Genomic DNA, 25,587 nt, shown 5'->3' on the forward strand with positions numbered 1-25,587 from the left:
GCCGAGCGTGTCGGAGAGGGCCCTGGGTCCGGCCGGCCGCAGCGGTCGCGGGCCGGCGGTTCGTCACCTGGCTGTGTGCGCGCTCAGCCGGGACGTCAGGAGGTGGGCGTCGAGGAGGGCGATGTCGGCGGTGCGGGAGGCTTTCGCGTAGCCGGTGAGCATGCGTTTGGTCAGGACGAGGGCTTCAGGGGCGCGGCGGGAGAGGGGTTTGGTCCACGCGGCGACGGTGTCGTCCAACTGGTCGAGGGGGGCGACCTTGTGCAGGAGACCGAGCCGATGGGCAGTGTCGGCGTCGAAGATGTCGCAGGTGAGCATGAGTTCACGGATCCGCGCGGCGCCGACCTCCGAGACCAGCCGGCCCATGGCGCCGCCCCAGGCGGGCGCGAGGCCCACGCCGACCTCCGGCATGCGCAGCCGGCAGGTGTCCGCGCCTGCGCGGAGATCGCAGTAGGCGGCCAGGGCGAGGCCGGCGCCGACGACCTTGCCGTGGAGCCGGGCGATGGTGACGGCGTGGGTGTCCTCCAGGGCCTGGCAGAGCCGGTGGGCCTTGTCCGCGATGCGGCGCAGGGCGGCGCCGGAGGGGTCCGTGGCCAGGGCGTCCTGGTACTCCTGTCGGTCCGCTCCCAGACAGAAGTCCTCGCCCAGGGAGGACAGGACGAGGACGCGGATGTCGGGTCGTTCGTGGAGGTCGTCGAGGACGGCGATGAGCTCGTCCAGGACGGCGGCGCTCAGCGTGTCTTCCTGGCGGGTGGGGTTGAGCCGGACGTGGAGGACGGGGCCGGACTGCGCGATGTCCACGTGCGCGGGTGCGAAAGCCGGTGCCGGTCCGGGCACCGGCACGGGTATGGGGACCGGTGCGGCGTCGGAGGTGGGGGAGGGGGTGCGAGCGGTCAGGGGGTTCATGCGAGGGCGACATCCAGATTCAGCAGACGCCGGAACGCCACCCGGGGGGCGTGGGAGGGGCGGCGGACCAGGGTGAGGCGGGGGAGGTGGGTGATCATTCGGCTGAGCAGGGTCTGGGCCTCCAGCCGGGCCAGGGGAGCGCCGAGGCAGTAGTGGATGCCTCCGCTGAAGGCGAGGTGCCCGGGCCCCCGGCTCAGGTCGAAGCGGTCGGGAGCGGGGTACCGGGCCGGGTCCCTGTGCGCGGCGCCCACCATCAGGTGGACCATCTCGTCCGCCCGGACCTCGACGCCCTCCAGGACGCAGTCCTGTGCGGCGACCCGGCTGATGACATGGGTGGGAGGGTCGTAGCGCAGCGACTCCTCCACGAACGCGGGCACGAGATCGGGCTGTTCGGCGAGCAGGGCCCAGCGGTCGGGGTCCTCGACGAGCAGCAGGGCCATGGTCGACAGGAGGGTGGACGTCGTCTCCAGCGCCGCCAGCAGGACGAACAGGGCGAGGAAGTAGACCGCCTCGTCGGCCTTGTCCCGGTCCGGTTCCAGCTCGTCCCAGGTGCGGATCCAGCGGGAGACCGGGTCGTCGCCCAGTCGTGTGCGCCGTTCGGCGACCAGGGCCAGGAAGTACGCGCGCAGTTCGGCCATGGCCACGTCGGAGCGGGCCAACTGGCTGGCGGAGGGCAGGAGTTCCTGGGTGAAGACCTGGTCGTGGGTCAGTTCGCGCAGCCGTGACCAGTCCGCGCTGGGCAGGCCCAGCCAGTCACCGATCGTGGCGATCGGGAGTTCCTCGCCGACCAGGGCGGCGAAGTCGGCCTCCCCGGTGTGCAGTTGGTCCATCAGGGAGTCGAGCAGTCCGTCGACGACCCGGCTCACGCGCGAGCCGATCTGCTCGATGGTGCCCCGGTCGAAGGTGCCGGCCGCCCGCCGGACCCGGGTGTGCTCCGGGGGGTTGAGCGCGGGCAGGGTGCGGCTGATCTCGCGGGAGGAGGGAGCGCTCCAGCGGGTGCGCTCCCCCTGCCGTTCCCGCCACCCCGTGTCCGGCTCCAGCCAGGTGCCGCTGCGCAACACCTGGTCGCAGGCGCCGAAACCGGTCACGAGTAAACCGCCCCAGGGTGCGGGGCTGACGTCTCCTCGTGACCGGAGTTCGGCGTAGAGGGGAAAGGGGTCGGCCTGGCCCTGAACCGTCCGGAGGCGGGAGAAGAGGGCCACGGTGGCACGACGATCGGATATCGGAGAGGTGACACTCCCCACGATGGCGGCTCCTTTCTGAGAGTCAGCCGCCATACGTACCCGACAGATCATTGAAAGATTCAGTAACACACTGGTCTCATAGAGTTACCTGCGTCACGCGCCCCTGGTCCATGCCAGGAACCGGCTGAACAGACCGCCCTTGTGCTGCGGCGGCGCGGCGTGGGCCGGCCGGGGCGCGGGGGACGGCTGCGGAACCGAGGACGCCTGCGCCGTCTGCGTGGAGCGAGCCGCGGCGGACCGGGCCGCGGTGGCCGACGACACGACACGCGGGGTGAACCGGACGGGCACGGTCACCAGCGAACGGCTCCACGGCGTCGGCGCCCACGCCAGCTCCTTGAAGGGGACGCGCAGTTCGACGTCGGGCAGCCGGTTGAGCAGGGACTCCACGGCCGTGGAGGCGATCAGGAAGGCGGGGTCCTTGGCCGGGCAGGCATGCGGGCCGGCACCGAAGGCCAGGTGGGCCTTGGCGCTGAGCTGCTCGCGGTGCTCGGTCAGCTTGGGGTCGGTGTTGGCCGCGGCGAACGAGATCAGGATCGGGTCGCCCGCCTTGACGGTACGGCCGCTGAGCTCCACGTCGTGCACCGGGTAGTGGCCCGCGTAGTTGGCGATCGGCGCGTAGTTCCACAGGGTCTGCACGACCGCGTCCTCGATCGGCAGCCCGCTCGGCCAGTCGTCGCTCAGATACAGCGCGGCGCTGGTGCCGATGGCCGCGGTCAGGGGCATGGTGCCGCCGGAGAGGAGGGTCACCAGCTGGTGCAGCACCTCCTCGTCCGTCAGCCGCGCGGAGTGCACCATCAGCCGGGTGGTGAGGTCCTCGCCGGGCTCGCGGCGCTTGAGGGCGATCAGTTCGGCGAGCGCCGCGCCCAGCGTCTCGTCGGCGCCCGGCGTGCCCTCGAAGATGCCGCTGATCCCGACGATCACCCGGTCGCCGATCTCCGGCGGGCAGCCGAACAGATCGCTGAACACCAGCAGCGGAAGCGGCTGGGCGTAGGCGGCCATCAGCTCGGCCTGACCGAGGGTCTCGGAGCTGAACCGGCTGATCAGATAGTCGGCCGACTGCTGCGCCTGACGGACCAGCTGGACCTGGTTGACGGTGGCCAGACTGTCCGTCACCGCCTGCCGCAGCCGGGCGTGCGCCGCGCCGTCGCTGAACAGCGCGTTGGGGCGGTACGCCATCATCGGCAGCGCCGGGCTGTCGGCGGGCACCCGCCCCTCGTTGAGGGCGTTCCAGCGGCGCGAGTCCCGCACGAACGACGCGGGGTTCTGCAGGATGTAGAGGGCCGCGTCGTAGCTGGTGACCAGCTCGACCTCGACGTCCGGCGCGATGTCGACCGGCGCGCTCGGACCCATCGAGCGCAGCTGGGTGTAGTGCCGCTCGGGGTCGGAGCCGAACTCCGGCCCGTACAGCCGTATGTTGCCGTGAGCGGGGCAGCCGGCCGGTGTCCCGGACGGGTCGAAGTGCTGTTGCATGCCGTGGCTCCTAGCCGAGGGTGGTCATGAGGTGCTTCACGAGGGTGATCAGCGCCTGGGCCGAGGAGCCCTGGTCGCGCACGTCGCAGCGGACGACCGGGGTCTCCTCGGTGAGGTTGAGCGCCTCACGTACCTCGTCGAGCGGGTAGTCGGGGGTGCTGTCGAAGTGGTTGACACCGATGGCGTACGTCAGGCCGAACTGCTCGACCAGGTCCAGGATGGGAAAGCTCTCGTGCAGCCGCTCGGGGTCCACCAGGACCAGCGCGCCCAGCGCACCCCGGGACAGCCCCTCCCACATCTCCTTGAAGCGCTCCTGGCCCGGGGTTCCGAAGAGGTAGAGGACCAGGGTGTCGCTCAGGGACAGGCGCCCGAAGTCCATCGCGACCGTCGTGGTCGTCTTGTCCGGGTTGCCCGAGAGGTCGTCGAAGCCCTCGCTCGCCTCGGTGATCTCCTCCTCGGTCTGCAGCGGCTCGATCTCGGAGATGCTGCCGATGCAGGTGGTCTTCCCGACCCCGAAGTGGCCCACGACGAGGATCTTCACGGAACGGGAGACGGCTGGATCCAGATACACGAATTACGCTCCGAATCGGGTCTTCAGGCCATCGAGCACGGCGGTGAGCAGTTCGCGGTCGACGCGTTCGGCACGCGGCGCCGGATTCCTCACATAGAGCAGGCCGTCCTCGGCCATCTGCGCCAGCAGGATGCGCACGATGCCCAGCGGCAGCCGTGTGTAGCCGGAGATCTCGGCCACGGACAGGAAACCGTCGGCGATCAGGTCCATGACCGCTCTGGCTTCCGGGGACAGCGTGCGGGCGGCGGCCTCGGTGCCCTCCTGGGCGGTGACGAGCGTGGTGTGCTCGTACTCGTGGTCCGCGGGCAGCGCACGCCCCTTCGCGATGACGAACAGCGGCACTAATGCGGACGTCAGTTCCAGCTCGCTGTCCGGTTCGTCATGCATCGCCGGCCTTCCCTCCCTGCGCTACCTGCCGTGTGGTGAGCCTGGGTGCCACCTCGCTCAGCCGAGTGGTGAACTCCTCGATGTCGCAGTCGTGGGCGGCGGCCGCCGCGAGGAAGGCGCCCTCACCGGCCGCGACGAGGAAGATCCAGCCGTGCTGGAACTCGATGACCGTCTGCCGCCACCCCTCGTCGCGCCGCCCGCCCGCGAACGGCGCGGTCGCCCGGCTGTAGGCGTGAATGCCCGTCATGGCCGCGGAGATGGTGTCCGCCAGGTCCCGGCCGATCCCGCCGCTGGCGCCGCGCGGCAGACCGTCGGCCCCGAGCAGAAGGGCGTGCCGGGCACCGCGCACGGACGCGATCAGCTGGTCCAGCTCGGGGAGGACGAACCCCGACCCGCTCGTCGCGTCACCGCGGGCGGCGGCGTCGCCCCGTTCCGCCGACGGGTCGCCGCCGCTCACCCGGGGCGCCGAGGTGAGGTTGTTGCCGAGTCGGGCGACCAGCCGGTTCATCCGGAACGAGATCTGCTGCATGTCGACGTCGGGTTCCGCGGCGGCGGCCAGATACGTGCCCTGCCCGGCCCCGATCAGGAACACCCAGCCGTGCGTGAACTCGATGACCGTCTGGCTCCAGTGCCGGTCCTCGGACGGCCCGGCGAAGTGGGCGGTGGCACGGCTGAGCGACTGCATCCCCGCCATGGCGGCGGCGATGGTCCGTACGTCCCCGTCGACCAGCCCGTCCGTCACCCCGCGCGGAAGCCCGTCCGCGGACAGCACCACGGCGTGCCGGGCCCGGGGGACGTTGTCCACGATGTCCTGGACCATCCAGGACATGTCCGTAGTAGTCATGTGCCTTCGGACCCTTCGGGCGTCGGGGCGTCCAGGTCACGGCCGGTCAGTGTGCCGCGCTGGAACGCCCCCAGGCCCCCGCCACCGGTACCCTGCGCCGGCCGCCTGGGCGCGGACGCCGTCCCGCCGCCGTCGGAGGGGACGCTGGCGATGGGCGACTTGCGGGCGCCGCGCTTCGGCAGGCCGTGCATCGTGCGGGCGCCGCCCTGCTCACGGCCCTCGACCCGGCGGATGCTGCTCACCGGCACCTCACTGGCCGGCGGCGAGGTCTCCTCCATGGTCCACAGCTCCTCGGGCAGCAGAACGACGGCGCGGACGCCGCCGTAGCGGGAGACTCCCGTGACATCCACCTTGAAGCCGTACTGACGGGCGATCAGGCCGACGACGGGGAAGCCGAACTTGGGCTGGGTGCCCAGCTGGGACAGCCGGGGCACCTGGTCGCCGGACAGCAGTGCGGTCGCCGCCTGCCGGTCCTCGTCGCTCATGCTGACGCCGGCGTCGTCGATGATGATGCACAGGTTCTTCTGGACCCGCTGGAACGTTACCTCGATCGGCGCCTCGGCCTGCGAGAAGCTGGCAGCGTTGTCGAGGAGTTCGGCCACGGCGAGGGCCACCGGCGCCACCGCGGACGCCTTCAGCGCGATGCCGCTCGGCTGCATGATCTCGACCCGGTGGAAGTTGCGGATCTGGCTCTGGGCGCTGCGCACCACGTCGTAGACGCTGGCGGGCTGGCTGCGCCGGCCGAGCGGGGCGCCGCACATGACCGCGATGCCCTGGGCCTTGCGGGCCATCTGCGCGTTGGCGTGGTTCACGTCCATCAGGTCGGTCAGGACGCTGTGGCCGCCGTACTTGCGCTGGATCTCGTCCAGCAGGGCCGTCTGTTCGGCCGCGAGGCTCTGGAGGAAGCGGGCGGCGCCCTTGAGGACCGCCTTGGTGCTCTCCTCCGCCGCCTGTTCGGCCTCGCCGATGACACCGTCCTGCTCGTCCCGGACCCGTTGCAGTTCTCCCTGCATGCGGCCGAGCTCGCCCTCGGTGTATCTGAGCCGCTGTGCCAGCGCGGCCTCGGCTTCCCTCTTCTTCGCCCCCAGTGCGGAGTTGCGGAGTGTGAGGGCCACGACTGCGGCTACGGCTATCACCGCTATCGCAACCAGACACCAGATTAGCGCGTCTTGACTCATGGAAACCTTTCCCGGCGCGTGGCATGCAGGCGTCGACGGATACAGCTCGCGAGGATCCGCAACCCGTCACAGGGGACCGCATGACTGTTGGTGCGAAGAGCAGACCATCTCAGGCGGGTTGTGCCTGAGCGAAGTGGATCAAGGTCGCAGACGGCGGAATGCTATCACTCTCAAACATTGGCCCTGAGGCCGCCTTTGAGGTCTCCACAGGGTCAACAGATAGGTTACGAAAGCCGGTTGGGGGGAAGTGCTGATCCCTGGTTACGCCCTGTAACCGGCGGTAACCGGAGCACGGGAAGGGTCGGCCGCGCGGCCACAGGATCTCCGTGGCCGGAAAGACGGTCTCATACGGTGGCCGCACTCTCCCGTCGGCCCCCGTCGGCCCCGGACCGCCGTCAGCGCGATCAGCGTGCCCACCAGGAAACGGCACCCGCTGATCGTCAGCCCGACGCGCATCCCCGATTCGAAGTGCGCCGTCCCGGCCACCAGCGAGCCGAGCTGGGCCACCCCGACCGCGCTGCCCACCTGACGGCCGTCGTTGAGCACCCCGGAGGCCACACCCGAGCGGTCCGCCGGCGCCGACTGGCGCTCGGTTACCGTCGAAGGCCTACCGGGTGGTGTGGGCGTCACCTGAGCGGATGGCGGCGCGCAGGGCGGTGCGGACGCCGGTGACGACCACGGCGATCAGGCACAGGGCGATGACGGTCTCGGCCCACAGGAAGGCGAACCAGTCCAGCACGCAGCCGATCGGGGGTGTGCCGGGGGCGGTGTTGCGGAACGCGGCGAGAGCGAACAGCGTGGCGGCCATCCAGGAGAGGGCGGGCCAGACCAGGGCCTCGCGACGGGTCGTCAGGTACCAGGCTCCGAGGAGCACCGACCCTGCCAGCGCCCACATCACGACCATCATGAAGACCGCGAAGACGAGCAGACTGCCCGATCGGGACAGCCGCAGCCCCACGGCGGCCTCCTGCCCGGAGGGAGGGGGTGCCACGGAGAGGGAGAAGAGCGTTTCGGCGTTGGCGAAGAGCATCCGCACCGGCACCGGCTTGCCGCCCATCAGGGCCCAGAACTCGACGTCGGTCTCGTACGTGTCGAAGGGGTAGTCGCTGATCGACCCGCCCGTGAGCGCGACCTGCACGTCCTTGGGCGCGAGCCGCTCGTGCGCCTTGAACTCCAGGTCGTTGAGGGTCGCCACGGAGGTCTCGACGCTGAGATCGGCCACCGGTGCGGTCCCCTCCTCCTCGCCGAGAGCCCCGCGCGGGGTGACCCGGACCCGCAGGACGAGCTCTCTGGCCGCGGCGTCGACGCTCTGGACGGTGGCCTCCACGTCCACCCGGTCGGCGGCCCGGGATCCGACGGTGTGCACCGTGTCGTTCGCGTTCCGCTCGGTGAACTGCAGCCAGGACCCCACGGACACCGCCACCAGCACCAGAAGGGCAAAGGGAAGCAGGACCGGCAGAATCGACGCCCCGAACCGGCGGGGACGGGGCGAGGGCGAGGGCGGGGCCATGGCGACTCCCAGGCGTGGTCTCGGACCGCGGAGGGCGGCCGGTCACTCCGATGACGTAACCCAGAAGGTCGACAGGACCCATGACGGTCACCCGCATTTGCCTGTCCGGCAGGCAGCGGAGGACTCCGAGCAGGCGTCTGCACCGGTTCCGGCAGATTGGTCGAGTGCCGGCGCCAGGTCGTCGCCAGGGGCGGTGTCACACATCGCCGCCCGAGTGCGGAGGGGCACGCCGTTGGCGCGCAGGACCTCGCGGACATCCAGGATGAGCGGGAAGACTTCGTGATTGCGGTCCTCGCCCTGCTCGTCCCACGCCCGTTGCTCGGCTTCGACGGCCGAGCGGTCCTCGGCGAACACTCGCTCGGTGAAGCGTCGGATGAACGGCCAGGCCAGATGAAGGGCACCGGGAACCCGGGGTTTCTCGATCATGAGCAGGCCGTAGACGTGACACCTGCGCTCTTCGACATCCACGGGCACGTACGCCGCCCAAAGGTAGAACGCCGGATGCTCAGCGTTCTCAGGGACCAAGTCCAAAGTCTGGTAGGGATATTCGGTTCGGATGGTCATGAGGTCGCGGGAGCCGCCGCCGACTCCCTCGGCGGCCAGCAGCCCGGCGCTGCGGTTGCGCTTTCCCCCAGCGTGGGTGAACAGGTACTTGGCCTCCACCGACCGGTCACTGCTCTGATACTCCAGGAGTTGGGGGTGGAGCCTTCCGACGACACCGCGGTGAAGGAACTGGTGGTTCATGTCGAGCAGGTTCTCGTGCATGAAGGAGTAGTGGCAGCGCACCGTCCGGGAGAAGGTCATGGTCTTGTACTTCGGTGAACCGAAGCACGGCAATTCGGGCAGCGCGGTGACAGCAGCCCTTTCAGGGGCACCAGGAAAGACGAAAACGAGTCCGTACGCCTCACGCACGGGATAGCCGCGCACGCCACGGGGTGGCCGGCCGTCGCCTTTGGACAGATACGGGATCTGTGAGATGCGGCCGTCGCCCCGATAGGCCCAGGCGTGATAGCAGCAGCGGAGTGTCTCCCCCTCCACGACGCCCATACTCAGAGGCACTTGCCGGTGGGCACACCGGTCCTCCAACGCGTAGACCATGCCGCTCTCGCCCCGGTACAGCGCGATGCGCTCACCGGCGAAAGCGGCCGCGAGCACCCGCTTGCTGCGCACGCTCCGACTCAGCGCGACCGGGTACCAGAAATTCGGGTTCACCCCGACGCGCCGGAGGTCTGTGGTCGTCTTCTCCGCAGACGGATCAGGTTGTCCTGCGGGTCGGCCGCTCCTGGCTCGGGCACCGAGGGGCCCGGCCTCGTCGGAGTCGGTCTCCGTCATACCTCTCCCTCATCTCGGTAGGGCACCGGCTCAGACACTCACAGGCCGAGAAATGGGCCCCGTCACGCCACGGAGGAGGGGCTTCGGCACCTTCCATCCTGGTGGTCGCCCGCCGCCCGGGCCTGTCCAGCACCTCCGGACAGGTGAACGACAGCATGCGCCTTCTCGTGCGGCGCGGCCGACGGGCGGACAGGCGGGCGCCGCCGGCGCAGCGCGACGCCGCCATCAGGCTGTACCGCTGGATCGCTCAGGGATGAATTCCAGCGAAAATCCCGGCATGAAGACAATTGCACACTGCAAATGAGGGTACCCGTGGATGCGGACTCCGGCAGGGGCTGTGATTCGTGGCCCTGGATCGACCGCGGCGACGTGGGTACGCGTGGAGACGCTTCGCTCGCTTGCGCTCGTCGAAGCCCCTCACTGCTGATCCCGCCCTTTGTCCGTAGCTACCCAGAGAAAAGTTCTCCACCATGATCCGTACATCACGACACGGCACACCTGACTCGGCCGAGGGACAGATGACGACGGTCGACGTGGTGGCGCTGGAAGCTGCCCTGAGCGAAGCAGTCGACGGTGAGGTCCGCTTCGATGCGGGCAGTCGTGGGGCGTACGCCACGGATGGCTCCAATTACCGGCAGGTGCCCATCGGTGTCGTCGTTCCGCGCAGCGTTCAGGCAGGCGTGGACGCTGTGGGGGTGTGCGCCCGGTTCGACGCGCCCGTGCTGTCCCGGGGCGGGGGGACGAGCCTGGCGGGCCAGGCGACCAATGCCGCGGTGGTCATCGACTGGACCAAGTACTGCCACGCGCTCGTGTCGGTGGATCCCGACGCGCGTACCTGCGTCGTGGAACCGGGGATCGTGCTGGACGAGCTCAACCGGCGGCTCGCTCCGTTCCGGCTGCGGTTCGGTCCGAAGCCGTCCACCCACAGCCACTGTGCGCTGGGCGGCATGATCGGCAACAACTCGTGCGGGGCCTCGGCGCAGGCGTACGGCAAGACCGTCGACAGTGTGCGCCGCCTCGAGGTCCTCACCTACGACGGGACCCGGATGTGGGTGGGCCCGACCTCGAAGGACGAGCTCGCTCGGATCGTCGCGGAGGGCGGACGGCGCGCCGAGATCCATGCCGGGCTGGACCGCGTCATCACCGAGTGTCTGGCGGACGTACGCCGCGGCTATCCGAAGATCCCGCGCAGGGTCTCCGGCTACAACCTGGACTCGCTGTTGCCCGAGAACGGCTTCGACGTGGCCAGGGCCCTGGTGGGCAGCGAGGGCACGCTGGTGACGGTGCTGCGCGCTGAGCTCGACCTGGTTCCCGTGCCGCCGTACGTGTCCCTCCTGGCCCTCGGTTACGACGACATCTGCCATGCGGCCGACGATGTTCCGCGCCTGCTCGAGCACTGCTCGCCCAGTCAGCTGGAGGCGATCGACGGCCGGATGGCGCAGCTGATGCGTGAGGAGGGCGCCTATCTCGACTCGCTGGACATGCTCCCGGAGGGCGACAGCTGGCTGATGCTGCAGTTCGCCGGCGACAGCCAGGAGGACGTCGACGAGCAGGCGCACGCACTGCTGCGCTCGGTGGGGCGCAGCGAGCAGGACAGCACGGTTTCCTTCTCCGACAACCCGGAGCGGGAGGAGAAGATGCTCAAGGCGCGCGAGGCCGGGCTCGGTGTGACCGCGCGCCCGCCCGACGACCGGGAGACCTGGGAGGGCTGGGAGGACTCCGCCGTCCCGCCCGAGCGGCTGGGCGACTACCTGCGCGATCTGAAGGAGCTCTTCGCGGAGTTCGACTACGACCATCCCTCGTTGTACGGGCACTTCGGGCAGGGATGTGTGCACACCCGGATCCCGTTCGGCCTGAAGACCGCCGAGGGCGTGGCCGACTTCCGCCGCTTCGTGGAGCGGGCCGCCGACCTGGTGGCGTCGTACGGAGGTTCTCTCTCCGGCGAGCACGGGGACGGCCAGTCACGCGGCGAGCTGCTGACCCGGATGTTCGGTGAGCGGCTCGTGGCCGCGTTCGGCGAGGTCAAGGCGCTGTTCGACCCCGGTGACCGGATGAACCCGGGCAAGGTCGTGGCCCCGAACCCGGTCGACGGGCAGCTGCGACTGGGAGCCGCTTGGCGCCCGGCCGACGCCGACACGCACTTCGGGTACCCGGAGGACGATCATTCCTTCACCCGTGCCGTGCTGCGCTGCGTGGGGATCGGCAACTGCCGTGGCCACCAAGGTGGCGTGATGTGCCCGTCGTACCGCGCCACACAGGAGGAGGAGCACTCCACGCGCGGCCGCGCCCGCCTGCTCTTCGAGATGCTCGGCGGCCACGAGGACTCTCCGGTCACCGACGGGTGGCGCTCGACCGAGGTGCGCGACGCGCTCGATCTGTGCCTGGCGTGCAAGGGGTGCAAGTCCGACTGCCCTACAGGTGTGGACATGGCGACCTACAAGGCGGAGTTCCTCGCCCACCACTATGCCGGTCGGCCACGGCCTGCGGCCCACTACTCCATGGGGTGGCTGCCTCTGTGGGCGAGGCTGTCGCGCTTCGCCCCGGTACTCGTCAACAACGTGCTGCGGGCCCCGGGCCTGGCCCGCGCCGGCAAGTGGCTGGCAGGCGTGGACGGCGCACGCCAGGCACCGGTGTTCGCCGAGGAGTCCTTCCTCCAGTGGTGGCGGAACCGCGGCTCCGACGCCCCGGACCCGGCCGACGCGCGGACTGTCGTGCTGTGGCCCGACACCTTCAGTACGTACTTCCATCCGTCCGTCGCGATCTCCGCCGTCCAGGTCCTCGAAGATGCCGGCTTCCGGGTCGCCGTGCCCACGGAGCCTGTGTGCTGCGGCCTGACGTGGGTCTCCACCGGGCAGCTCACCGTCGCCAAGAAGGTCCTGCGCCGCACGCTCGAAGTCCTGCGCCCCTACTTGGAGGAGGGCACCCCGATCATCGGCCTGGAGCCATCCTGTACGGCGGTGTTCCGCGCGGACGCACCGGAACTGATGCCCGCCGACAAGGACGTGCAACGCCTCGCGGGGCAGGTCCGCACCCTCGCCGAGCACTTGGTCCACCATGCCCCCGACGGCTGGCAGCCGCCCGCGATGTCGCGTCCCGCCACCGTGCAGACCCATTGCCACCAGCACGCCATCATGAAGGACGAGGCCGACCGAGAACTGATGCGCCGCGCCCATCTCGACGCCGAAGTCCTCGACGAGGGCTGCTGCGGTCTCGCCGGCAACTTCGGGTTCGAGCGCGGCCATCACGACGTCTCGATGGCCGTGGGGGAGCTGGGCGTGCTGCCCGCCGTCCGGGAGGCCGCTCCCGGCAACGTGATCCTCGCGGACGGCTTCAGCTGCCGCACCCAGATCGAACACGGCGACACCGGACGCCGAGCCCTGCACCTGGCCGAAGTACTCGCGTTCGGCCTCGACGGCACCCTCCCCGCGCACCAGCCCGAACGCCTGGCCCAGCGGCCGGCGGAGCCCTCGCGCGCCGCCCGATGGGCGACCACGGCGGGGGTCGCCGCCGTCACCGCGGCGACCGCGGCAGCCGCCGTACGCGTATCCCGAACGCTGATCCGCGGCCGCTAGCCCGCCCAACAGCCGTGCCTCATCTCCGACGGAAGGTTGCGACCATGTCGACCAAGGTCTCCGACTACCTGCTGCAGCGTCTGCGCGAATGGGAGGTCGAGCATGTCTTCGCCTACCCCGGCGATGGCATCAACGGTCTGCTCGCCGCCTGGGGACGCGCGGACAATCACCCCCAGTTCATCCAGGCCCGCCACGAGGAGATGTCCGCCTTCGAGGCCGTGGGCTACGCCAAGTTCTCCGGCAAGGTCGGCGTCTGCGCCGCCACCTCCGGCCCCGGCGCCATCCACCTCCTCAACGGCCTGTACGACGCCAAGCTCGACCACGTACCGGTCGTCGCGATCGTCGGGCAGACCAACCGCAGCGCCATGGGCGGCTCCTACCAGCAGGAGGTCGACCTGCTGAGCCTCTACAAAGACGTCGCCTCCGACTTCTGCGAGATGGTCACCGTCCCCGAACAGCTGCCCAACGTGCTCGACCGCGCGCTGCGCACCGCCATGGCCCGCCGTTCGGTGACGGCCGTCATCATCCCCGGCGACGTCCAGGAACTCGACTACTCCCCGCCCGAGCACGCGTTCAAGATGGTGCCCTCCAGCCTGGGCATGGCCCGCTCCGCGCCGGTGCCGGCCGACGAGGAGATCACCCGGGCCGCCGAGCTGCTGAACGCCGGTGAGAAGGTCGCCATCCTCGTCGGCCAGGGCGCTCGCGGTGCCCGCCACGAGGTCATGGCGGTCGCCGACAGGCTGGGCGCGGGGGTGGCGAAGGCACTGCTCGGCAAGGACGCTCTCGACGACGACCTGCCGTATGTCACCGGCGCCATCGGCCTGCTCGGCACCCGGCCGTCGTACGAGCTCATGCGGGACTGCGACACCCTCCTCGTCGTCGGATCGAGCTTCCCCTACACCCAGTTCCTGCCGGAGTTCGGCCAGGCGCGGGCCGTGCAGATCGACATCGACGCGCACATGGTCGGGATGCGCTACCCGTTCGAGATCAATCTCGTCGGCGACTCCCGCGAGACGCTCAGCCGCCTCCTGCCGCAACTGGAGAGGAAGAAGAGCGACGGCTGGCGCAAGAAGATCGAGAAGAACACGTCCCGCTGGTGGGAGGTCATGGAGCGGCGGGCCGCCGTCGAGGCCGACCCGATCAACCCCGAGTACGTCGCCCACGCCCTCAACGACCTGCTCCCCGACAACGTGATCCTGGCCGCCGACTCCGGCTCGGCCGCCAACTGGTACGCCCGTCATCTGCGGCTGCGCGACGGCATGCGAGGTTCGCTGTCGGGCACGCTCGCCACCATGGGGCCCGGCGTTCCGTACGTCATCGGCGCCAAGTTCGCACACGGTGACCGCCCCGCTATCGCCTTGGTGGGCGACGGGGCCATGCAGATGAACGGGCTCGCCGAGCTGATCACGATCGCCAAGTACTGGGAGCAGTGGGCCGATCCGCGTCTGGTGGTCGCCGTCCTGAACAACCAGGACCTGAACCAGGTCACCTGGGAGATGCGGGCGATGGAAGGCGCCCCGCAGTTCCTGCCCTCCCAGTCCATCCCGGACGTCGCCTACGCCGACTTCGCCCGCTCGTTGGGCCTGGGCGCGACCCGGGTGGAGAAGCCGCAGGACGTACGCGGTGCCTGGGAGACCGCACTCGCCTCCGACCGGCCGCACGTGCTGGACTTCCGCACCGACCCCGCCGTGCCGCCCATTCCGCCGCACGCCACCCTGGACCAGATCGAGGCCGCCGCGGCCTCCGTCCTCAAGGGCGACAGCGACCGCGCGGCCATGGTGCGGCAGGGCTTCAAGGCCAAGGTCCAGGAGTTCCTGCCCGGTCACCGCCACCGTGACGACCGGTCAGGAGCGCAGGACGGCACGTGACGGTGCAACCGGTCGTGGACCGGGTGGACACCACCGTCCACACGGTGCCCACGGACGCTCCCGAAGCGGACGGCACCCTCCGGTGGGCCGGCACCACCCTGGTCCTCGCCACAGTGCGGTGCGGGCCGGTCACTCCGGGCACTGCGCCCCGCACGCCCACGCCCACGTCGCCGCCGCGATAACCCGATCCGCGCCACGTCGAGTGGTTCCACGACCACGTACAGTCGGTCCTGCTGCCCACCGCGATGGGCCGCTGGATACCCGGGCAGGGCAGGTGTCAGTCCTGCGGCACCCGGCATTCACCCGTGCGGCCGGATGCGAAACAGCGGTGGCCTCGGGGCGGTGCGCGACCTGACCGGTGCGGCGGCCCTGTCGGTCCCGCGATCACCGGTGCCTACCCGCTAGAGTCCCCGTCGTAGGGCGCTGAGCAGGACAAATCCATGAGTCCGGGGGGCCTCTAGCCGTCGCGCGGAGTGTTGTCAATACCCGACACGTGCGCAGAAGTGTGATGGGGCGTCAGCCTGATCCCTCGAATGGCTCCCCCTCGTCCCCAAGTCTCGGTCGCCTGCGTCGTTCTGACGATCCATCAGGAACGTGATTCCGGCTTTTCAACGCCCGGTCGGCCCATTTCCGCCACCTCTCCAACATTTCTGAGGTGGCGACAGAATTAGGCATGAGTATGTTCATTCGTACCGGCCGACTCGGCTGACATCCCTGAGAGATGGAGAGAAATGCCTGTGAGAAGGAGAATCGGTCTCCGTACGCGTACCGTTGTCGGGATCGCATTGTCGGTGGGCATCACCGTCATTGCCGCGACCAGTGTGAACTACGCCTCGGCTTCGAGTCCTGCCCCGAGTTCCGCATCGAAGTCCGCTCCGTCGGCGCAGGAGCCTCTTGCCTCTGTCCCCCGGGGTGGTGACGGTCAGACGGACTTCGGCTATCGGAATGACGAGCACGGAGGCCGCGAGAGAGACGATGACGGGCGGATCTACGTCAATGAGCGGACCTTCTCGGCAGAGTCGGGTGTGTGCACTGCCGTGATCAGTAGCCCGGCAGTCACCTTCAACGTCCGAAACGAAAGTGACCGGACCGTCGAATTCTTCACCGGGATTACCTGCGACAATGGCGCTGCAATTGCGACCATTGGTCCCGGCAATTCCAGCAGTGCAATTGCGGGCACGACGGTCTTCGACGGTCTGGTGGTGCCGTTCGCGTTGGTCGGCAGCTTCCGAGCCGTCGACAAGGACAAGCGTCATCACTGACCCTCACGTGGATCGAGGCAGCGACAGCTGTCCGTGTGGTACATGATCCCGGCCCTGCAGCAGCAGGGCCGGGCCGTGCCCGTTGTACGACGAACGGGCCGACGGGGCCGCCGCCGCACTGGCGAGGGGCACCTAAGACTTCGCGCGGAAATTCAGTACGGCGCCGTCCCTGTTGACGGCAATGGCTTTGGCGGTGAGCTCGTCGCCGCCCCGTTCACCGAACGTTCCGGTTCCGCCCGTGCTCAACCAGATTTCCCCCACCCCGCCCTCGGATCCGTCGTTGCGCACCGTGGCCTTGGTCTCCGTCAGCGACACGCGGACCTTCCACGCACCGACCCTGAGGTGCACCTTCTTCGTCACCAGGATCTCGCAGGCCCCGTCCGCGCAGGTGCCGAGGTCCGTGCCGTCCGCAGCCTTGGGCAGCGGTCCGGGCGGGGCGCACTCCGGCGCGGCGCCGTACGCGGCCGAGAGCTTCGGCTCCTGTGCGGCCACGGCGGCCAGGTCGGGTTCGGGAATCTTCAGGGACGCGATCAGCCTGCCGACGCGCTCGGCCCGGTCGACCGAGTCTTCCGCGGGGCTGGTGTGCTCGCTGGAGTCGGTGAGGGCGGTGACCTTCGGTCGCACCCTCGCCACCTCCTTGCTCAGGTCGCCGTGCAGCCGGTCCGCGGCGGCGATCCCTGACGGCCGTACGGCGTCGAGCCCCTCGACGACCTCGTCGAGGGACGACGAGGTGTCCCATAGGTAACCCATGGCGGTGAACTCGGCGCCGATCAGCGCGTCCGCGGGCGGATCCGAGATGTCTTCGACCCCGATGGCACTGTCCGTCCTCATCGTCTCGAAGAGCTCCGTGGCCTCACACATCTGACCGGCCCACTTCACCAACGCCCGGCTCGGCTCAGCCACCTTCGACGCGGCGGGCCTTGAGGCGGTCGCCGCGGCCCCCGCTGAACCGGCACCGTCCGCCGTGTCCGACGAACACCCGCTGACGACCAGTGCGACCCCGGCCGTCAACAGGGCGACGCGATCCATCCCTGTCCTCACCGTCATTGCCCCTTCCCTTGCACCCACCGCTTCGGCCAGCCGCTCGCCATCATCGGGCCAGCCCTTCGGGACCCCTCCCAGTGATCGGATCAGTCGTACGTTCGATGTCATGCGAGGCGGCCGGGGCTGGATCCCGAGGGAAGGCTTCGGTCCGCCGCAGGCCAAGCTGCTCCGCAAGAACGCGTGCGGGACAACTACGCGGCGCCGTACGGCCCCGATAGCCGGACTGGCCGTACTTTCCAACCTCGACGCGTTTTGCATAATGCAAGAGACGGGTGAAGTCGTGGCTCGGCTGCCGGATCCCGGCAACGTGACCCGCGGGTGTGTATCCGGTCCGGGGCAGTGCTGATCAGCAGCCCGTGACGCCAGGATGCTGTGGACGAACACGGAGCAGGGGTGGAGGTGGAGACGGGCATGCGCCGACCGCGCCGACCCCTGCCCGCGGTGGAACCGCACCTGCTGACACATCTGCGCGCTTCGGTGTGGGGGCCGGCGGAATTCGTCGGGCTTCCGCCATGGCGATTGGTGGGAGAAGGGCTCCTCCTTGGATTCCTCGGGGCGGCGGCCATCGTGGGCACCACGGTCGTCGGAGCCTGGCATGGCATGCCTGCGCTGGCGGACGGTGAGATCGGCCTGGTCTGCGCCGTCGCGGTCGCCCTCTACCTCTGTCTGGTACGAGCCGGACGAGCACTCATCGGAATCGTCGCCGTCCTCGGCGTGTGCTTTGCGCTTCAGGTGCCGCAGGCGGCCGCCGGTGTGGTCCTGGCGGAGCGGGGCCGAGTGGAGTCCGTTGTGGTGACCTCGGTCGAAGGCGGGCCGGCGGCCGTTTCCAGCCGCGGGCGATACTTCTGTTCGGTGACCGACCGGGAAGGGGTGCCGCTCAAGGTCCGCATCTGGCGGGGCTGCGGGCAGGCCACCCGGCCGGGCGACGCACTGACCGTGGTGTACGACCCGCAGGGGCGGGTGCCGCCCCGCGGTGTCGCAGCAGGGCCGTTGGCGTGGGAACCGCTTCGGGCCCTTGGCGGATGGGCCACGGCCTTGATCGCTGGTTGCGTGCTCGCCGTCGTACGTTCCTGTCGCCTGACCCAGACGGACTGAGACCGCGTCGACGCCGACCGGAGCGCAGGATGCCCACCGCGCACCGGATGCCCTGCGCGCGGATCTTGCTCAGCACGCCGGCGGCCCGCCTCATGACGACGCCGCGATGCCCTGCTGCGTCACCACGGTCATGAACACGGAAAATCAATTTCCCGTCGCGTGAGTGAGCAGCGACTCCGGCACGGTTGAAGCGCCTTCGGCACGGTAGAAAGGACACATGCCGAAGCGCGAGACCCCTCCCGGGGCGTTGGACGATGTGGACGCGGTGACCCGTGCGGTACTGACCGCCTCCCGGCTGCTGGTCGCGGTCTCCGCCCGTTCGCTCGCCGCGGTCGAGGAGCGGTTGACGCTCCCGCAGTTCCGGATGTTGATGGTGATGTCCACGCGCGGGGCCACCAAGCTGGTCGCGCTCGCCGACCTGCTCGGCGTCGCGCCGTCCACCGCGATGCGCATGGTCGACCGGTTGATCGCCGCCGGCCTGGCCGACCGGCAGCCCAACCCCGACAACCGGCGCGAGACCCTGCTCCAGCTCACCGACGAGGGACGGCGCACGGTCGAGGACGTCACCGCTCGCCGGCGCACCGAGATCGCCGGGATCGTGGAACGGCTCACTCCGACACAGCGGCTGGCACTCATCGAGGCCCTGACCGCGTTCAACGAGGCCGGGGGAGAGCCCCTCGCAGGGACGCTGCACGCTGCGCAGCCACATCCTCTGGGCTGGTCCGTGGAGGCCCCGGCGGGCCGCGACGCCTGACAGCCGCAGCCCGCCGTCGGCGTTGGCCGCACCAGTCAGGCCTGCCGCGCCTCCGGGCCGCCCCCGGGACCGACACGGCCGGCGGCCACCCTGACGGCCTCAGCTTCCTGGTGCTGGGGCATGCCACCGGGCCCCGGGCGTCAGTCATGACATCCCCGGGGCCCCGCACTTCACGGGTCACGGCTGGCGGAAGGCTCGTCAGCCGCTCATGGTCCAGCTGTGCCACTTGCCGTCGTAGTGGCAGTTCTGCCAGTAGTGGTAGCCCCTGTCCACGTGGACGATGATGCAGCGGCGCGAGTCGCCGGTGCCGTTGTCACCCACCATGTCGTCGGCACGGCCGTTGCCGGGCATCTCCTTCCAGCCACCGGCGTTCTTCCACGTGTGCCAGATCGTGCGGTTCGCGGCGATCACGAAGACCTCGTCGGTCCGGCCGTCCTCGTTCCAGTCGATGTAGCCGGCCTTCAGGTCCGTGCCGCACATGTAGTAGCCCTGGTAGCCCCAGGCCTTGACCGGACACCGCGCCGCGGCCGCCGTGGGCGCGCCGGTGGCGGCAGACGCGGTCGGCAGCGCCGTACCCGCCAGTCCCGCCAAGGACACCGTGGCGACGAGTAACGGCCTGGCGACGAGTAACGGCCTGGCGACGAGTAACGGCCTGGAGACGAGTAACGTCCTGGAGACGACGTTCATGAGTCGTCCGTCCCCGCTCAGCACACCACGGTCCGGTCGTATCGGCCGCCGACGGTCTGGAAGAGCCAGCCGGACCCGTTCGGCATGGACTTGCACCCGCTGTCCGACCAGCTCTTGACGATCACCTTGACGCGCATGGTCCTGCCGCAGAAGTTGCGCAGGTGGACCCGGACCCCACCCTCGGGCTTGTTCGTGACACTCGTGCGCTCGACGCACGCGGGCGCGGTTCCGGCGGCGGTGACCTGCCCCGCCCTGCTGCCCTGACCGGTCTCGGCCCGATCGGCGGCCGTGGCGCCGCCGGCGAGGCCGACGGTGAGAGCGGCTGCAGCGACCGTTGTGGCGACGGCTGATGTGATCCTTCGCATGACTTCCCCTTGTCGGTAGTGGCTGGAGAACGGTGCGAGCGATGGAGCGGCCCGCACCGCCCGGCTCGGCCCTACCGAGATTGCTGGCCAATCCGGAACAGGACCAGCGGTGTCGGGTCGGCTGGGACACCGTGGGACGTCCCACGTGTTGACCTGTGCGGATGGGCGCCGGGACGCGGGATCGCCGGGACGCCGGTTCGCTGCGGGCGTGGCCGAAGAGGCATGGGCGCGGGGCGGTGCTGGGAACCAGGAGCCTGCGCCGGGGATGCCAACAGTCGGAACATGAAGAAGGTGAAGGCTCTTGGGCCCTGACACTCACGGAGCGAGCCATGCCGCGTTGGAAGGAACTGCCGGATTCGCTGGATCAGAGAGTCCGACAACTCGTCGTCCAGTTGAGGAGATTGAAGGACCGCAGCGGGCTGAGCCTCACCTCGCTCGCGGCCAAGACGGAGTACAGCCGGTCGTCGTGGGAGCGCTGCCTGAACGGCCAGGCGATGCCCCCACGTCACGCGGTGGAGAAGCTGGCACGGATCACGGGGACAGAACCGACCCGGCTGTTGGTCCTGCACGAGGTGGCGGAGGCAGCGTGGCAGCAACGATCCGCACCGTCGTCGGCCGACGCACCTGGCGAGGAGCGGTCTGGCGGGGCTGACACAGCCGTACCGGCGGAGCAGCCCCGTGAGGAGCCCGCTCCCGTTGGCGACGAACGTGGGCCGGATGAACGTGGGCCGGGAGTCTCCAGGCCTGTCGTCGCTGGGGCAGTCGCGGCCGCCGCGCTCGTCGGGTTGTGCGCGGGCCTGCTGATGGGCGCATCGCTGGGCGGTGACGGCGACACTGAGAAGGCGGGCACGGTGGTCGACACGCCGACCGCACAGCCGAGCTCCCGCGTCCAAGCCACGCCCGCCGTAAAAGGGCCGGGACGGTACGTCTTCAAGCCGGGCAAGACCTACCCCTGCGGGGTCCACAAGGCCGACGGCCCGGACGGCGGCATCCTGGTCGCGGGATACAGCTCCACGCGCACCGCCGTTCTCGCCGGACCGGGCTGGGATGTCGTGGAGGCCCAATGCCTGCTGAGATACCGCAATATGGCCCCGGGCACCGTCGACGGGATCTACGGACAGCAGACGATCGCGGCCGTGATGCGGCTGCAGAAGAAGGCAGGGCTGCCGGCGGACGGCATCGTGGGCCCCCACACCTGGCAGGTGCTGCGCGGATGACCACCCCCGCACCCGAATGCGCGGCCCTGGCCGAGGGACTCCGCGCGATGCGGGCCCGCACGGGTCTGAGCCTGGCGGCCCTGGCGGAGCGCACCCCGTACAGCAAGTCGTCCTGGGAGCGCTATCTCAACGGCAAGCTGCCGGCGCCCAGGCAGGCCGTCGAGGCGCTCTGCGCGATGGCGGACGAGCCTCCCGGACGGTTGCTCGCACTCTGGGAGTTGGCCGACGCCGAGTGGAGCGGACGCGCCCGCTCCACCGCTCCGCCGCCGACCACCCCGGGGCCGGGAGCCCCGGCCGCCGACCAGACGGTCACCCGCCCACGGCAGGCGAGGCGGCGGCATCGGCTGGCTCTCGGCGCCGGAGTCGGCGTGGCGGCCGCCGCGATCACGGCCGCCCTGTGGTTGCCGGACCAGACCTCCGGCCCTCCGACGATGCTGTACTCCCCGACGCTGGATCCGGCCCCTGGCTGCCACGGCGAAGCGTGCGACGGCAAGGACCCCGACCGGATGGCCTGCGGCCTGCCCGGCCGGGCGGACGCCCTCGGGTCGCCCCACCGCACCAGAACCGGCGCGCACGTGGAGATCAGGTACAGCACGGTGTGCGCCGCGACGTGGGGGCGGGTCTGGCACACGCGGGTCGGCGACACGGTCGAGATCTCGGCGCCCGGCGCACGGCCGCGCCGAGTCGTCATCCGGACCACGGCGGAAACGAGCGTCTACCGCTTCACGCCGATGCTGGGCGGAGACCACCGAACCGATCTGCGCCTCTGTTTCCTGCCGAAGGACGACACGGCTCGCGAGTGCTATGCGCCGTGACACGCAGGTGGAATGGGCGGCGGTGGCTCTGGATGAAGGTGGAAAACCCGTGACACGTCGAGAACCGATCAACGCCAGTGCCAGCGGGCCCAGGAACTGCAGCGTGACCGCTACTCCCACGTCAAGACGCTACTACGCCGCGATGCGTAGGTCATCGAGGGTTCCATGCGGCGGCAATTGGGCGCCTGCCAGGCATTATCCCTGGTCAGGCGCCCGTCTTCAGTGTCTAGAGATTTTTGACGGTGCGGGTTGCGTCAGGTCGTGACGGTTGTCGTGGCCGCGCTATGCAGGGGGCACGAGGTATCCCGATGGCGGTGGATTGACGGCCGAGGAACGGGCTCGGCGTGAGCAAGTCCGGCTCACAGCCGCTGACCTGATCGAGGCAGGGGCCAGTGACCGGGAGGTGGCCCGGCAGTTCAGGGTGACTCGAATGTCGGCGAACCGCTGGCGGCGGGCGTTGACTTCGGGCGGTCGGCAGGCACTGGCCTCCAAGGGCCCCGGCGGCGCCCGCTGCAAGCTTGATTCGGGACAGCTCCGCGTTCTTCGGACGGCGTTGGATGCCGGGCCGGCCACCTCCGGCTGGAGAGACCAGTGCTGGACACTGGCCCGGATCGCCACATCAGCCGCACCATGCGGCAGCTGATCGCCGCCCGATTATGGCTGACCGTCTACCAACTGCCACCGTATGCACCCGAGTGCAACCCGGTCGAGGGCGTGTGGTCGCACCTGAAACGGTCCCTGGCCAACCTCACCAAACACAGCCTCGACCAGCTCACCGCGCTGGTGAAGACCCGGCTCAAACGGATGCAGTACCGGCCCGGCCTCATCGAGGGACTCATCGCCAAGGCGGGGCTCGACCTCCAACCTCCGGAAGCTCGGTAAAGATTTCCTAGAAGTAGGAGGCCACCAGATCGCGGTCCACCGTGATGGTGTCGCGATCCAGTGCGGGCAGCCCCAGGTGGTGACAGATCAGCTGGGTCAGCTGCTCCTCGTAGGTCTCGTTCTGACGATCCAGTCCGGCCGCGGTGATGACGGAGGCCATCTTGTTGGGCCAGTATTCCCCGACGTAGTCCGGATCCTCGTAGTCGATGCAGGACGACAGCTGGCCGTCCTTGTAGTGGTATGCCTTGGGTCCGTGGGCCTGGGCAATGGACGGGTTGGGAACGAACACCATCAGCTCGGCGCCTTGTGGGCACAGCTCCCGGTAGTCGATCTCGTCGTAGTCGTTGCGGGAAGGGTTGAACATGTGGTGCACGAGCATGCCCCAGTCGCCTGGTGCTGTGTCATTGCCGTAGGCGAACGGCGGCCGGTGCTGTGCGGACAGGCCATCGGCCATGGCGGCCAAGTCGGTCCCCTTGAAGTAGACCAGGACGGTTTCGTCTTCCCGGTAGGGGCCGTCGTCCATCCACGCTATGACGCCGCAGTCGATCCAACTTGTCATGTTCGGCAACATATCCGGCGCCACTGACATACCAACGTCCAGAGTCGCCACTCGACGCCGGGGCCAACCGCCTCACCCGCGCCACCGGGGCAGAACCCTCCGGTCGCCGACTCACGCGCCTACTCACTGAAGCTTTCAGTGTCATTCAAACCCCGTAACCCGCACCCTTGAAGATCTCCAGAAGAAGCCCAGCTTTTTCGGCGAGTAGGACACCCGCAGGTTCCCGGTCTGCTGGTGTACATCGCACCTATGGCGCTGACCTGCGCGAATGTGGGGTTTGCAGAGAGTTGGCGGGAGCTGGTCCGTGTATGGTCCGGATCTTGATGGTGTCTCCTCACCGACCTGCTCCGGCAGGAGCAGGTCGGGGAGCGAGCGCACCGATAGGGCTGGGCCATCCTGTGAGCAACTCCGCGGATGTCCCCGGCAGACCGGGCGAGTGGCGAAGCTCGCGAAGTTCTGGGGGCCCGGATCTGGACTCGGTCCCTGACACGGAGCCGAGGGCCGCCACCGGAGACGGCCCCAGGCGCCATCCGTGGAGGTCAGGACCTCGCGAAGACCTCGGCGTGGGCAGCGCGCAGCGAGACCTTGTCGATCTTTCCGACCGCGTTCTTCGCGATGGCTTCCACCACGAAGAACGCGGTCGGGCGCTTGAAGCCGGTGAGGCTGCGCGCGCAGAGGGACTGCAGTGCCGACGGATCGACGGTCGAACCCGGTCGGGGCTGGACGTAGGCGACGACGACCTCTCCCCATTTCTCGTCGGGGACGCCGATCACGGCGGCCTCGAGCACCGACGGGTCACCGACGAGGACGTCCTCGATCTCCTTGGGGTAGATGTTCTCGCCACCCCGGATGATCATGTCTTTCGAACGTCCGACCAGGGTCAGGTATCCGTCGGTGTCGAGCCGGCCCACGTCGCCGGTGTGCAGCCAGCCGTCGACGATGACTTTGGCTGTCTCCTCCGGGCGACCGAGATAGCCCCGCATGACGTTGGGGCCCCGCACGACGACCTCTCCGTCCCCGCCAGGCGGCACCTCGCTGCCGTCGGCGTCGACGATCCGGATCTCCTGGCCGGGGAAGGGCAGTCCCACGGTTCCGGCGCGTCGAGGGCCCGCGACAGGGTTGATGGTGGAGCCGCAGGTTCCCTCGGACAGCCCGTATCCCTCGACGAGCGGAAACCCGTAGCGGGCCTCGAACCGGGTCAGCAGCTCGGCGGAGGCGGGTGCCGCACCGCAGACTCCGAAGCGCAGGGACGACGTGTCGGGGCGGACCTGGTCCGGGAGCGCCGCGAGCATGCTGTAGATCGTCGGCACGGCGCTGAAGAAGGTGGGGCGCTCACGCTCGACCACGTCGAAGAACGTCTGGGGGTTGAACCGGTCGGCGATGGTGACGCTCGCGCCCGCCAGCAACGGTACGAGGGTGCTGACCACGATGCCGTTGACGTGGAAGAGCGGCAGGATCAGCAGACACCGGTCGGCCGGCCCGACCTCCAGCGCCTGACGCCCCATGTCCGCCATGGCGTCGATGTTGGCGTGGTCGAGCATCACCCCCTTGGGAACCCCGGTCGTGCCGCTGGTGTAGATGAGCAGGGCCAGCGCGGACGGGTCCGGAAGGGGGGCTTCGTCCGGCTCCGCCGCTCCGTCGTCGCGCAGGTCGCCGACGGCGAGGACGGCACTCCCGTCCGCCACTGCGGTCCCGCCGTCCTCGACCACCAGGAGGCGTGCGCCGGAGTCCTTGAGCTGTCGGACCACTTCGACGTCGGTCATGCTCGGGTTGACCGGCGTGATGGTGGCGCCGAGCCGCCAGGCGGCGAACAGCAGGAGCACGAACTCGACGCGATTGGTGAGCTTGAGGGCCACGACGTCGCCGGGGTTGATCCCGAGGCCCTGGAGGTGACGTGCCGCCGCCTGGACGCGACGCAGCAGCTGGACGTTGGTGAGGGCCTGACGGCCGTCCGAGACCGCGGCCCCGTCGGGGTCGAGGGCCGCGCGGCGGTCGGGCAGAGATGCGAAATTCATGGCGAGGGCGTAC

Annotated in this window: 23 protein-coding genes; 9 read left to right on the forward strand and 14 right to left on the reverse strand. The window is 69.6% G+C overall.

Annotation, left to right across the window (positions count from 1 at the left end; genetic code table 11):
• Positions 1 to 63: 63 nt before the first annotated feature.
• The 9 genes from ACFZBP_RS18925 to ACFZBP_RS18965 form a co-directional block, all read right to left on the reverse strand.
• Complete coding sequence (locus ACFZBP_RS18925; protein ID WP_383453868.1) at positions 64 to 903, reverse strand: enoyl-CoA hydratase/isomerase family protein; 840 nt, start codon at positions 901 to 903, stop codon at positions 64 to 66.
• Positions 900 to 2,147 (reverse strand): cytochrome P450, encoded by a 1,248-nt coding sequence (locus ACFZBP_RS18930; protein WP_391414414.1) that lies wholly within the window; start codon positions 2,145 to 2,147, stop codon positions 900 to 902. Before ACFZBP_RS18930 ends, ACFZBP_RS18925 begins: the two co-directional genes overlap by 4 nt.
• A 93-nt stretch (positions 2,148 to 2,240) precedes the next feature.
• The gene (locus tag ACFZBP_RS18935; RefSeq protein WP_383453877.1) at positions 2,241 to 3,617 is read right to left on the reverse strand and encodes a cytochrome P450; all 1,377 of its coding nucleotides are present in this window, start codon (positions 3,615 to 3,617) and stop codon (positions 2,241 to 2,243) included.
• A gap of 10 nt (positions 3,618 to 3,627) precedes the next feature.
• Positions 3,628 to 4,188, reverse strand: a complete 561-nt coding sequence (locus tag ACFZBP_RS18940) for an ATP/GTP-binding protein (RefSeq protein WP_383453880.1) — start codon at positions 4,186 to 4,188, stop codon at positions 3,628 to 3,630.
• A gap of 3 nt (positions 4,189 to 4,191) precedes the next feature.
• The gene (locus ACFZBP_RS18945; RefSeq protein ID WP_383453882.1) at positions 4,192 to 4,575 is read right to left on the reverse strand and encodes a DUF742 domain-containing protein; all 384 of its coding nucleotides are present in this window, start codon (positions 4,573 to 4,575) and stop codon (positions 4,192 to 4,194) included.
• Entirely contained in the window at positions 4,568 to 5,395 is an 828-nt protein-coding gene (locus tag ACFZBP_RS18950) for a roadblock/LC7 domain-containing protein (protein WP_391415095.1), read from the reverse strand. Before ACFZBP_RS18950 ends, ACFZBP_RS18945 begins: the two co-directional genes overlap by 8 nt.
• Before the next feature lie 20 nt (positions 5,396 to 5,415).
• Positions 5,416 to 6,534, reverse strand: coding sequence for an ATP-binding protein (locus tag ACFZBP_RS18955; protein ID WP_383453885.1), 1,119 nt, complete (start codon positions 6,532 to 6,534; stop codon positions 5,416 to 5,418).
• Between the two features lie 670 nt (positions 6,535 to 7,204).
• A complete protein-coding gene (locus ACFZBP_RS18960; protein WP_391414418.1) occupies positions 7,205 to 8,107 on the reverse strand; it encodes a DUF4436 family protein in 903 nt (300 codons plus the stop codon).
• 87 nt (positions 8,108 to 8,194) lie between these two features.
• A complete protein-coding gene (locus tag ACFZBP_RS18965) occupies positions 8,195 to 9,439 on the reverse strand; it encodes a Rieske 2Fe-2S domain-containing protein (protein ID WP_391414420.1) in 1,245 nt (414 codons plus the stop codon).
• Positions 9,440 to 9,957: 518 nt separating this feature from the next.
• On the opposite strand from ACFZBP_RS18965, the gene ACFZBP_RS18970 reads away from it, so the two are divergent.
• From ACFZBP_RS18970 to ACFZBP_RS18980, 3 genes are all read left to right on the forward strand, one after another.
• Positions 9,958 to 13,011: an FAD-linked oxidase C-terminal domain-containing protein gene (locus ACFZBP_RS18970; protein WP_391414422.1), complete on the forward strand. Its 3,054-nt coding sequence runs from the start codon at positions 9,958 to 9,960 to the stop codon at positions 13,009 to 13,011.
• Between the two features lie 44 nt (positions 13,012 to 13,055).
• Positions 13,056 to 14,879 carry a thiamine pyrophosphate-requiring protein gene (locus tag ACFZBP_RS18975; RefSeq protein WP_391414425.1) on the forward strand — a complete coding sequence of 608 codons (1,824 nt, stop codon included), beginning with the start codon at positions 13,056 to 13,058 and terminating at the stop codon, positions 14,877 to 14,879.
• Positions 14,880 to 15,670: 791 nt separating this feature from the next.
• Positions 15,671 to 16,141: a hypothetical protein gene (locus ACFZBP_RS18980; RefSeq protein ID WP_383453900.1), complete on the forward strand. Its 471-nt coding sequence runs from the start codon at positions 15,671 to 15,673 to the stop codon at positions 16,139 to 16,141.
• Positions 16,142 to 16,273: 132 nt separating this feature from the next.
• On the opposite strand, the gene ACFZBP_RS18985 is transcribed toward ACFZBP_RS18980, so the two are convergent.
• The gene (locus tag ACFZBP_RS18985) at positions 16,274 to 17,188 is read right to left on the reverse strand and encodes a hypothetical protein (protein WP_391414427.1); all 915 of its coding nucleotides are present in this window, start codon (positions 17,186 to 17,188) and stop codon (positions 16,274 to 16,276) included.
• A 390-nt stretch (positions 17,189 to 17,578) separates the two neighbouring features.
• On the opposite strand from ACFZBP_RS18985, the gene ACFZBP_RS18990 reads away from it, so the two are divergent.
• The gene (locus ACFZBP_RS18990) at positions 17,579 to 18,280 is read left to right on the forward strand and encodes a hypothetical protein (RefSeq protein ID WP_391414429.1); all 702 of its coding nucleotides are present in this window, start codon (positions 17,579 to 17,581) and stop codon (positions 18,278 to 18,280) included.
• A 217-nt stretch (positions 18,281 to 18,497) separates the two neighbouring features.
• Entirely contained in the window at positions 18,498 to 19,034 is a 537-nt protein-coding gene (locus ACFZBP_RS18995) for a MarR family transcriptional regulator (protein ID WP_391414431.1), read from the forward strand.
• 198 nt (positions 19,035 to 19,232) lie between these two features.
• Here ACFZBP_RS18995 and ACFZBP_RS19000 read toward each other — a convergent pair whose 3' ends face one another.
• Both ACFZBP_RS19000 and ACFZBP_RS19005 read right to left on the reverse strand, forming a co-directional pair.
• Positions 19,233 to 19,721, reverse strand: coding sequence for a hypothetical protein (locus ACFZBP_RS19000; RefSeq protein WP_391414433.1), 489 nt, complete (start codon positions 19,719 to 19,721; stop codon positions 19,233 to 19,235).
• Positions 19,722 to 19,738: 17 nt separating this feature from the next.
• Complete coding sequence (locus tag ACFZBP_RS19005) at positions 19,739 to 20,086, reverse strand: hypothetical protein (protein WP_383453917.1); 348 nt, start codon at positions 20,084 to 20,086, stop codon at positions 19,739 to 19,741.
• Positions 20,087 to 20,415: 329 nt separating this feature from the next.
• On the opposite strand from ACFZBP_RS19005, the gene ACFZBP_RS19010 reads away from it, so the two are divergent.
• The 4 genes from ACFZBP_RS19010 to ACFZBP_RS19025 all read left to right on the forward strand — a co-directional run bounded on the left by ACFZBP_RS19010 (position 20,416) and on the right by ACFZBP_RS19025 (position 23,000).
• A complete protein-coding gene (locus ACFZBP_RS19010) occupies positions 20,416 to 21,303 on the forward strand; it encodes a helix-turn-helix domain-containing protein (protein ID WP_391414435.1) in 888 nt (295 codons plus the stop codon).
• Positions 21,300 to 22,118, forward strand: coding sequence for a helix-turn-helix domain-containing protein (locus ACFZBP_RS19015; protein ID WP_383453923.1), 819 nt, complete (start codon positions 21,300 to 21,302; stop codon positions 22,116 to 22,118). Before ACFZBP_RS19010 ends, ACFZBP_RS19015 begins: the two co-directional genes overlap by 4 nt.
• Positions 22,119 to 22,437: 319 nt before the next feature.
• A complete protein-coding gene (locus ACFZBP_RS19020) occupies positions 22,438 to 22,761 on the forward strand; it encodes a helix-turn-helix domain-containing protein (RefSeq protein ID WP_391414438.1) in 324 nt (107 codons plus the stop codon).
• Positions 22,749 to 23,000: a transposase gene (locus ACFZBP_RS19025; RefSeq protein ID WP_391414440.1), complete on the forward strand. Its 252-nt coding sequence runs from the start codon at positions 22,749 to 22,751 to the stop codon at positions 22,998 to 23,000. The genes ACFZBP_RS19020 and ACFZBP_RS19025 overlap by 13 nt, the downstream gene beginning before the upstream one ends.
• A 7-nt stretch (positions 23,001 to 23,007) precedes the next feature.
• On the opposite strand, the gene ACFZBP_RS19030 is transcribed toward ACFZBP_RS19025, so the two are convergent.
• The gene (locus ACFZBP_RS19030) at positions 23,008 to 23,559 is read right to left on the reverse strand and encodes a hypothetical protein (RefSeq protein WP_391414442.1); all 552 of its coding nucleotides are present in this window, start codon (positions 23,557 to 23,559) and stop codon (positions 23,008 to 23,010) included.
• Positions 23,560 to 24,098: 539 nt separating this feature from the next.
• On the reverse strand, positions 24,099 to 25,574 hold the full coding sequence (locus tag ACFZBP_RS19035) for an AMP-binding protein (RefSeq protein ID WP_391414444.1): 1,476 nt from the start codon (positions 25,572 to 25,574) through the stop codon (positions 24,099 to 24,101).
• Between the last annotated feature and the right edge of the window lie 13 nt (positions 25,575 to 25,587).

Origin of the sequence: Streptomyces sp. NPDC008086 (assembly GCF_042957325.1) — a bacterium.
GTDB lineage: Bacteria > Actinomycetota > Actinomycetes > Streptomycetales > Streptomycetaceae > Streptomyces.

Coding starts and splice junctions, on each gene's coding strand:
- ACFZBP_RS18925 (WP_383453868.1), bottom strand. CDS start 903: ATGAACCCCCTGACCGCTCGCACCCCCTCCCCCACCTCCGACGCCGCA.
- ACFZBP_RS18935 (WP_383453877.1), bottom strand. CDS start 3,617: ATGCAACAGCACTTCGACCCGTCCGGGACACCGGCCGGCTGCCCCGCT.
- ACFZBP_RS18945 (WP_383453882.1), bottom strand. CDS start 4,575: ATGCATGACGAACCGGACAGCGAGCTGGAACTGACGTCCGCATTAGTG.
- ACFZBP_RS18950 (WP_391415095.1), bottom strand. CDS start 5,395: ATGGTCCAGGACATCGTGGACAACGTCCCCCGGGCCCGGCACGCCGTG.
- ACFZBP_RS18960 (WP_391414418.1), bottom strand. CDS start 8,107: ATGGCCCCGCCCTCGCCCTCGCCCCGTCCCCGCCGGTTCGGGGCGTCG.
- ACFZBP_RS18965 (WP_391414420.1), bottom strand. CDS start 9,439: ATGACGGAGACCGACTCCGACGAGGCCGGGCCCCTCGGTGCCCGAGCC.
- ACFZBP_RS18970 (WP_391414422.1), top strand. CDS start 9,958: ATGACGACGGTCGACGTGGTGGCGCTGGAAGCTGCCCTGAGCGAAGCA.
- ACFZBP_RS18975 (WP_391414425.1), top strand. CDS start 13,056: ATGTCGACCAAGGTCTCCGACTACCTGCTGCAGCGTCTGCGCGAATGG.
- ACFZBP_RS18985 (WP_391414427.1), bottom strand. CDS start 17,188: ATGACGGTGAGGACAGGGATGGATCGCGTCGCCCTGTTGACGGCCGGG.
- ACFZBP_RS18995 (WP_391414431.1), top strand. CDS start 18,498: ATGCCGAAGCGCGAGACCCCTCCCGGGGCGTTGGACGATGTGGACGCG.
- ACFZBP_RS19000 (WP_391414433.1), bottom strand. CDS start 19,721: ATGAACGTCGTCTCCAGGACGTTACTCGTCTCCAGGCCGTTACTCGTC.
- ACFZBP_RS19005 (WP_383453917.1), bottom strand. CDS start 20,086: ATGCGAAGGATCACATCAGCCGTCGCCACAACGGTCGCTGCAGCCGCT.
- ACFZBP_RS19010 (WP_391414435.1), top strand. CDS start 20,416: ATGCCGCGTTGGAAGGAACTGCCGGATTCGCTGGATCAGAGAGTCCGA.
- ACFZBP_RS19015 (WP_383453923.1), top strand. CDS start 21,300: ATGACCACCCCCGCACCCGAATGCGCGGCCCTGGCCGAGGGACTCCGC.
- ACFZBP_RS19025 (WP_391414440.1), top strand. CDS start 22,749: ATGCGGCAGCTGATCGCCGCCCGATTATGGCTGACCGTCTACCAACTG.
- ACFZBP_RS19030 (WP_391414442.1), bottom strand. CDS start 23,559: ATGACAAGTTGGATCGACTGCGGCGTCATAGCGTGGATGGACGACGGC.
- ACFZBP_RS19035 (WP_391414444.1), bottom strand. CDS start 25,574: ATGAATTTCGCATCTCTGCCCGACCGCCGCGCGGCCCTCGACCCCGAC.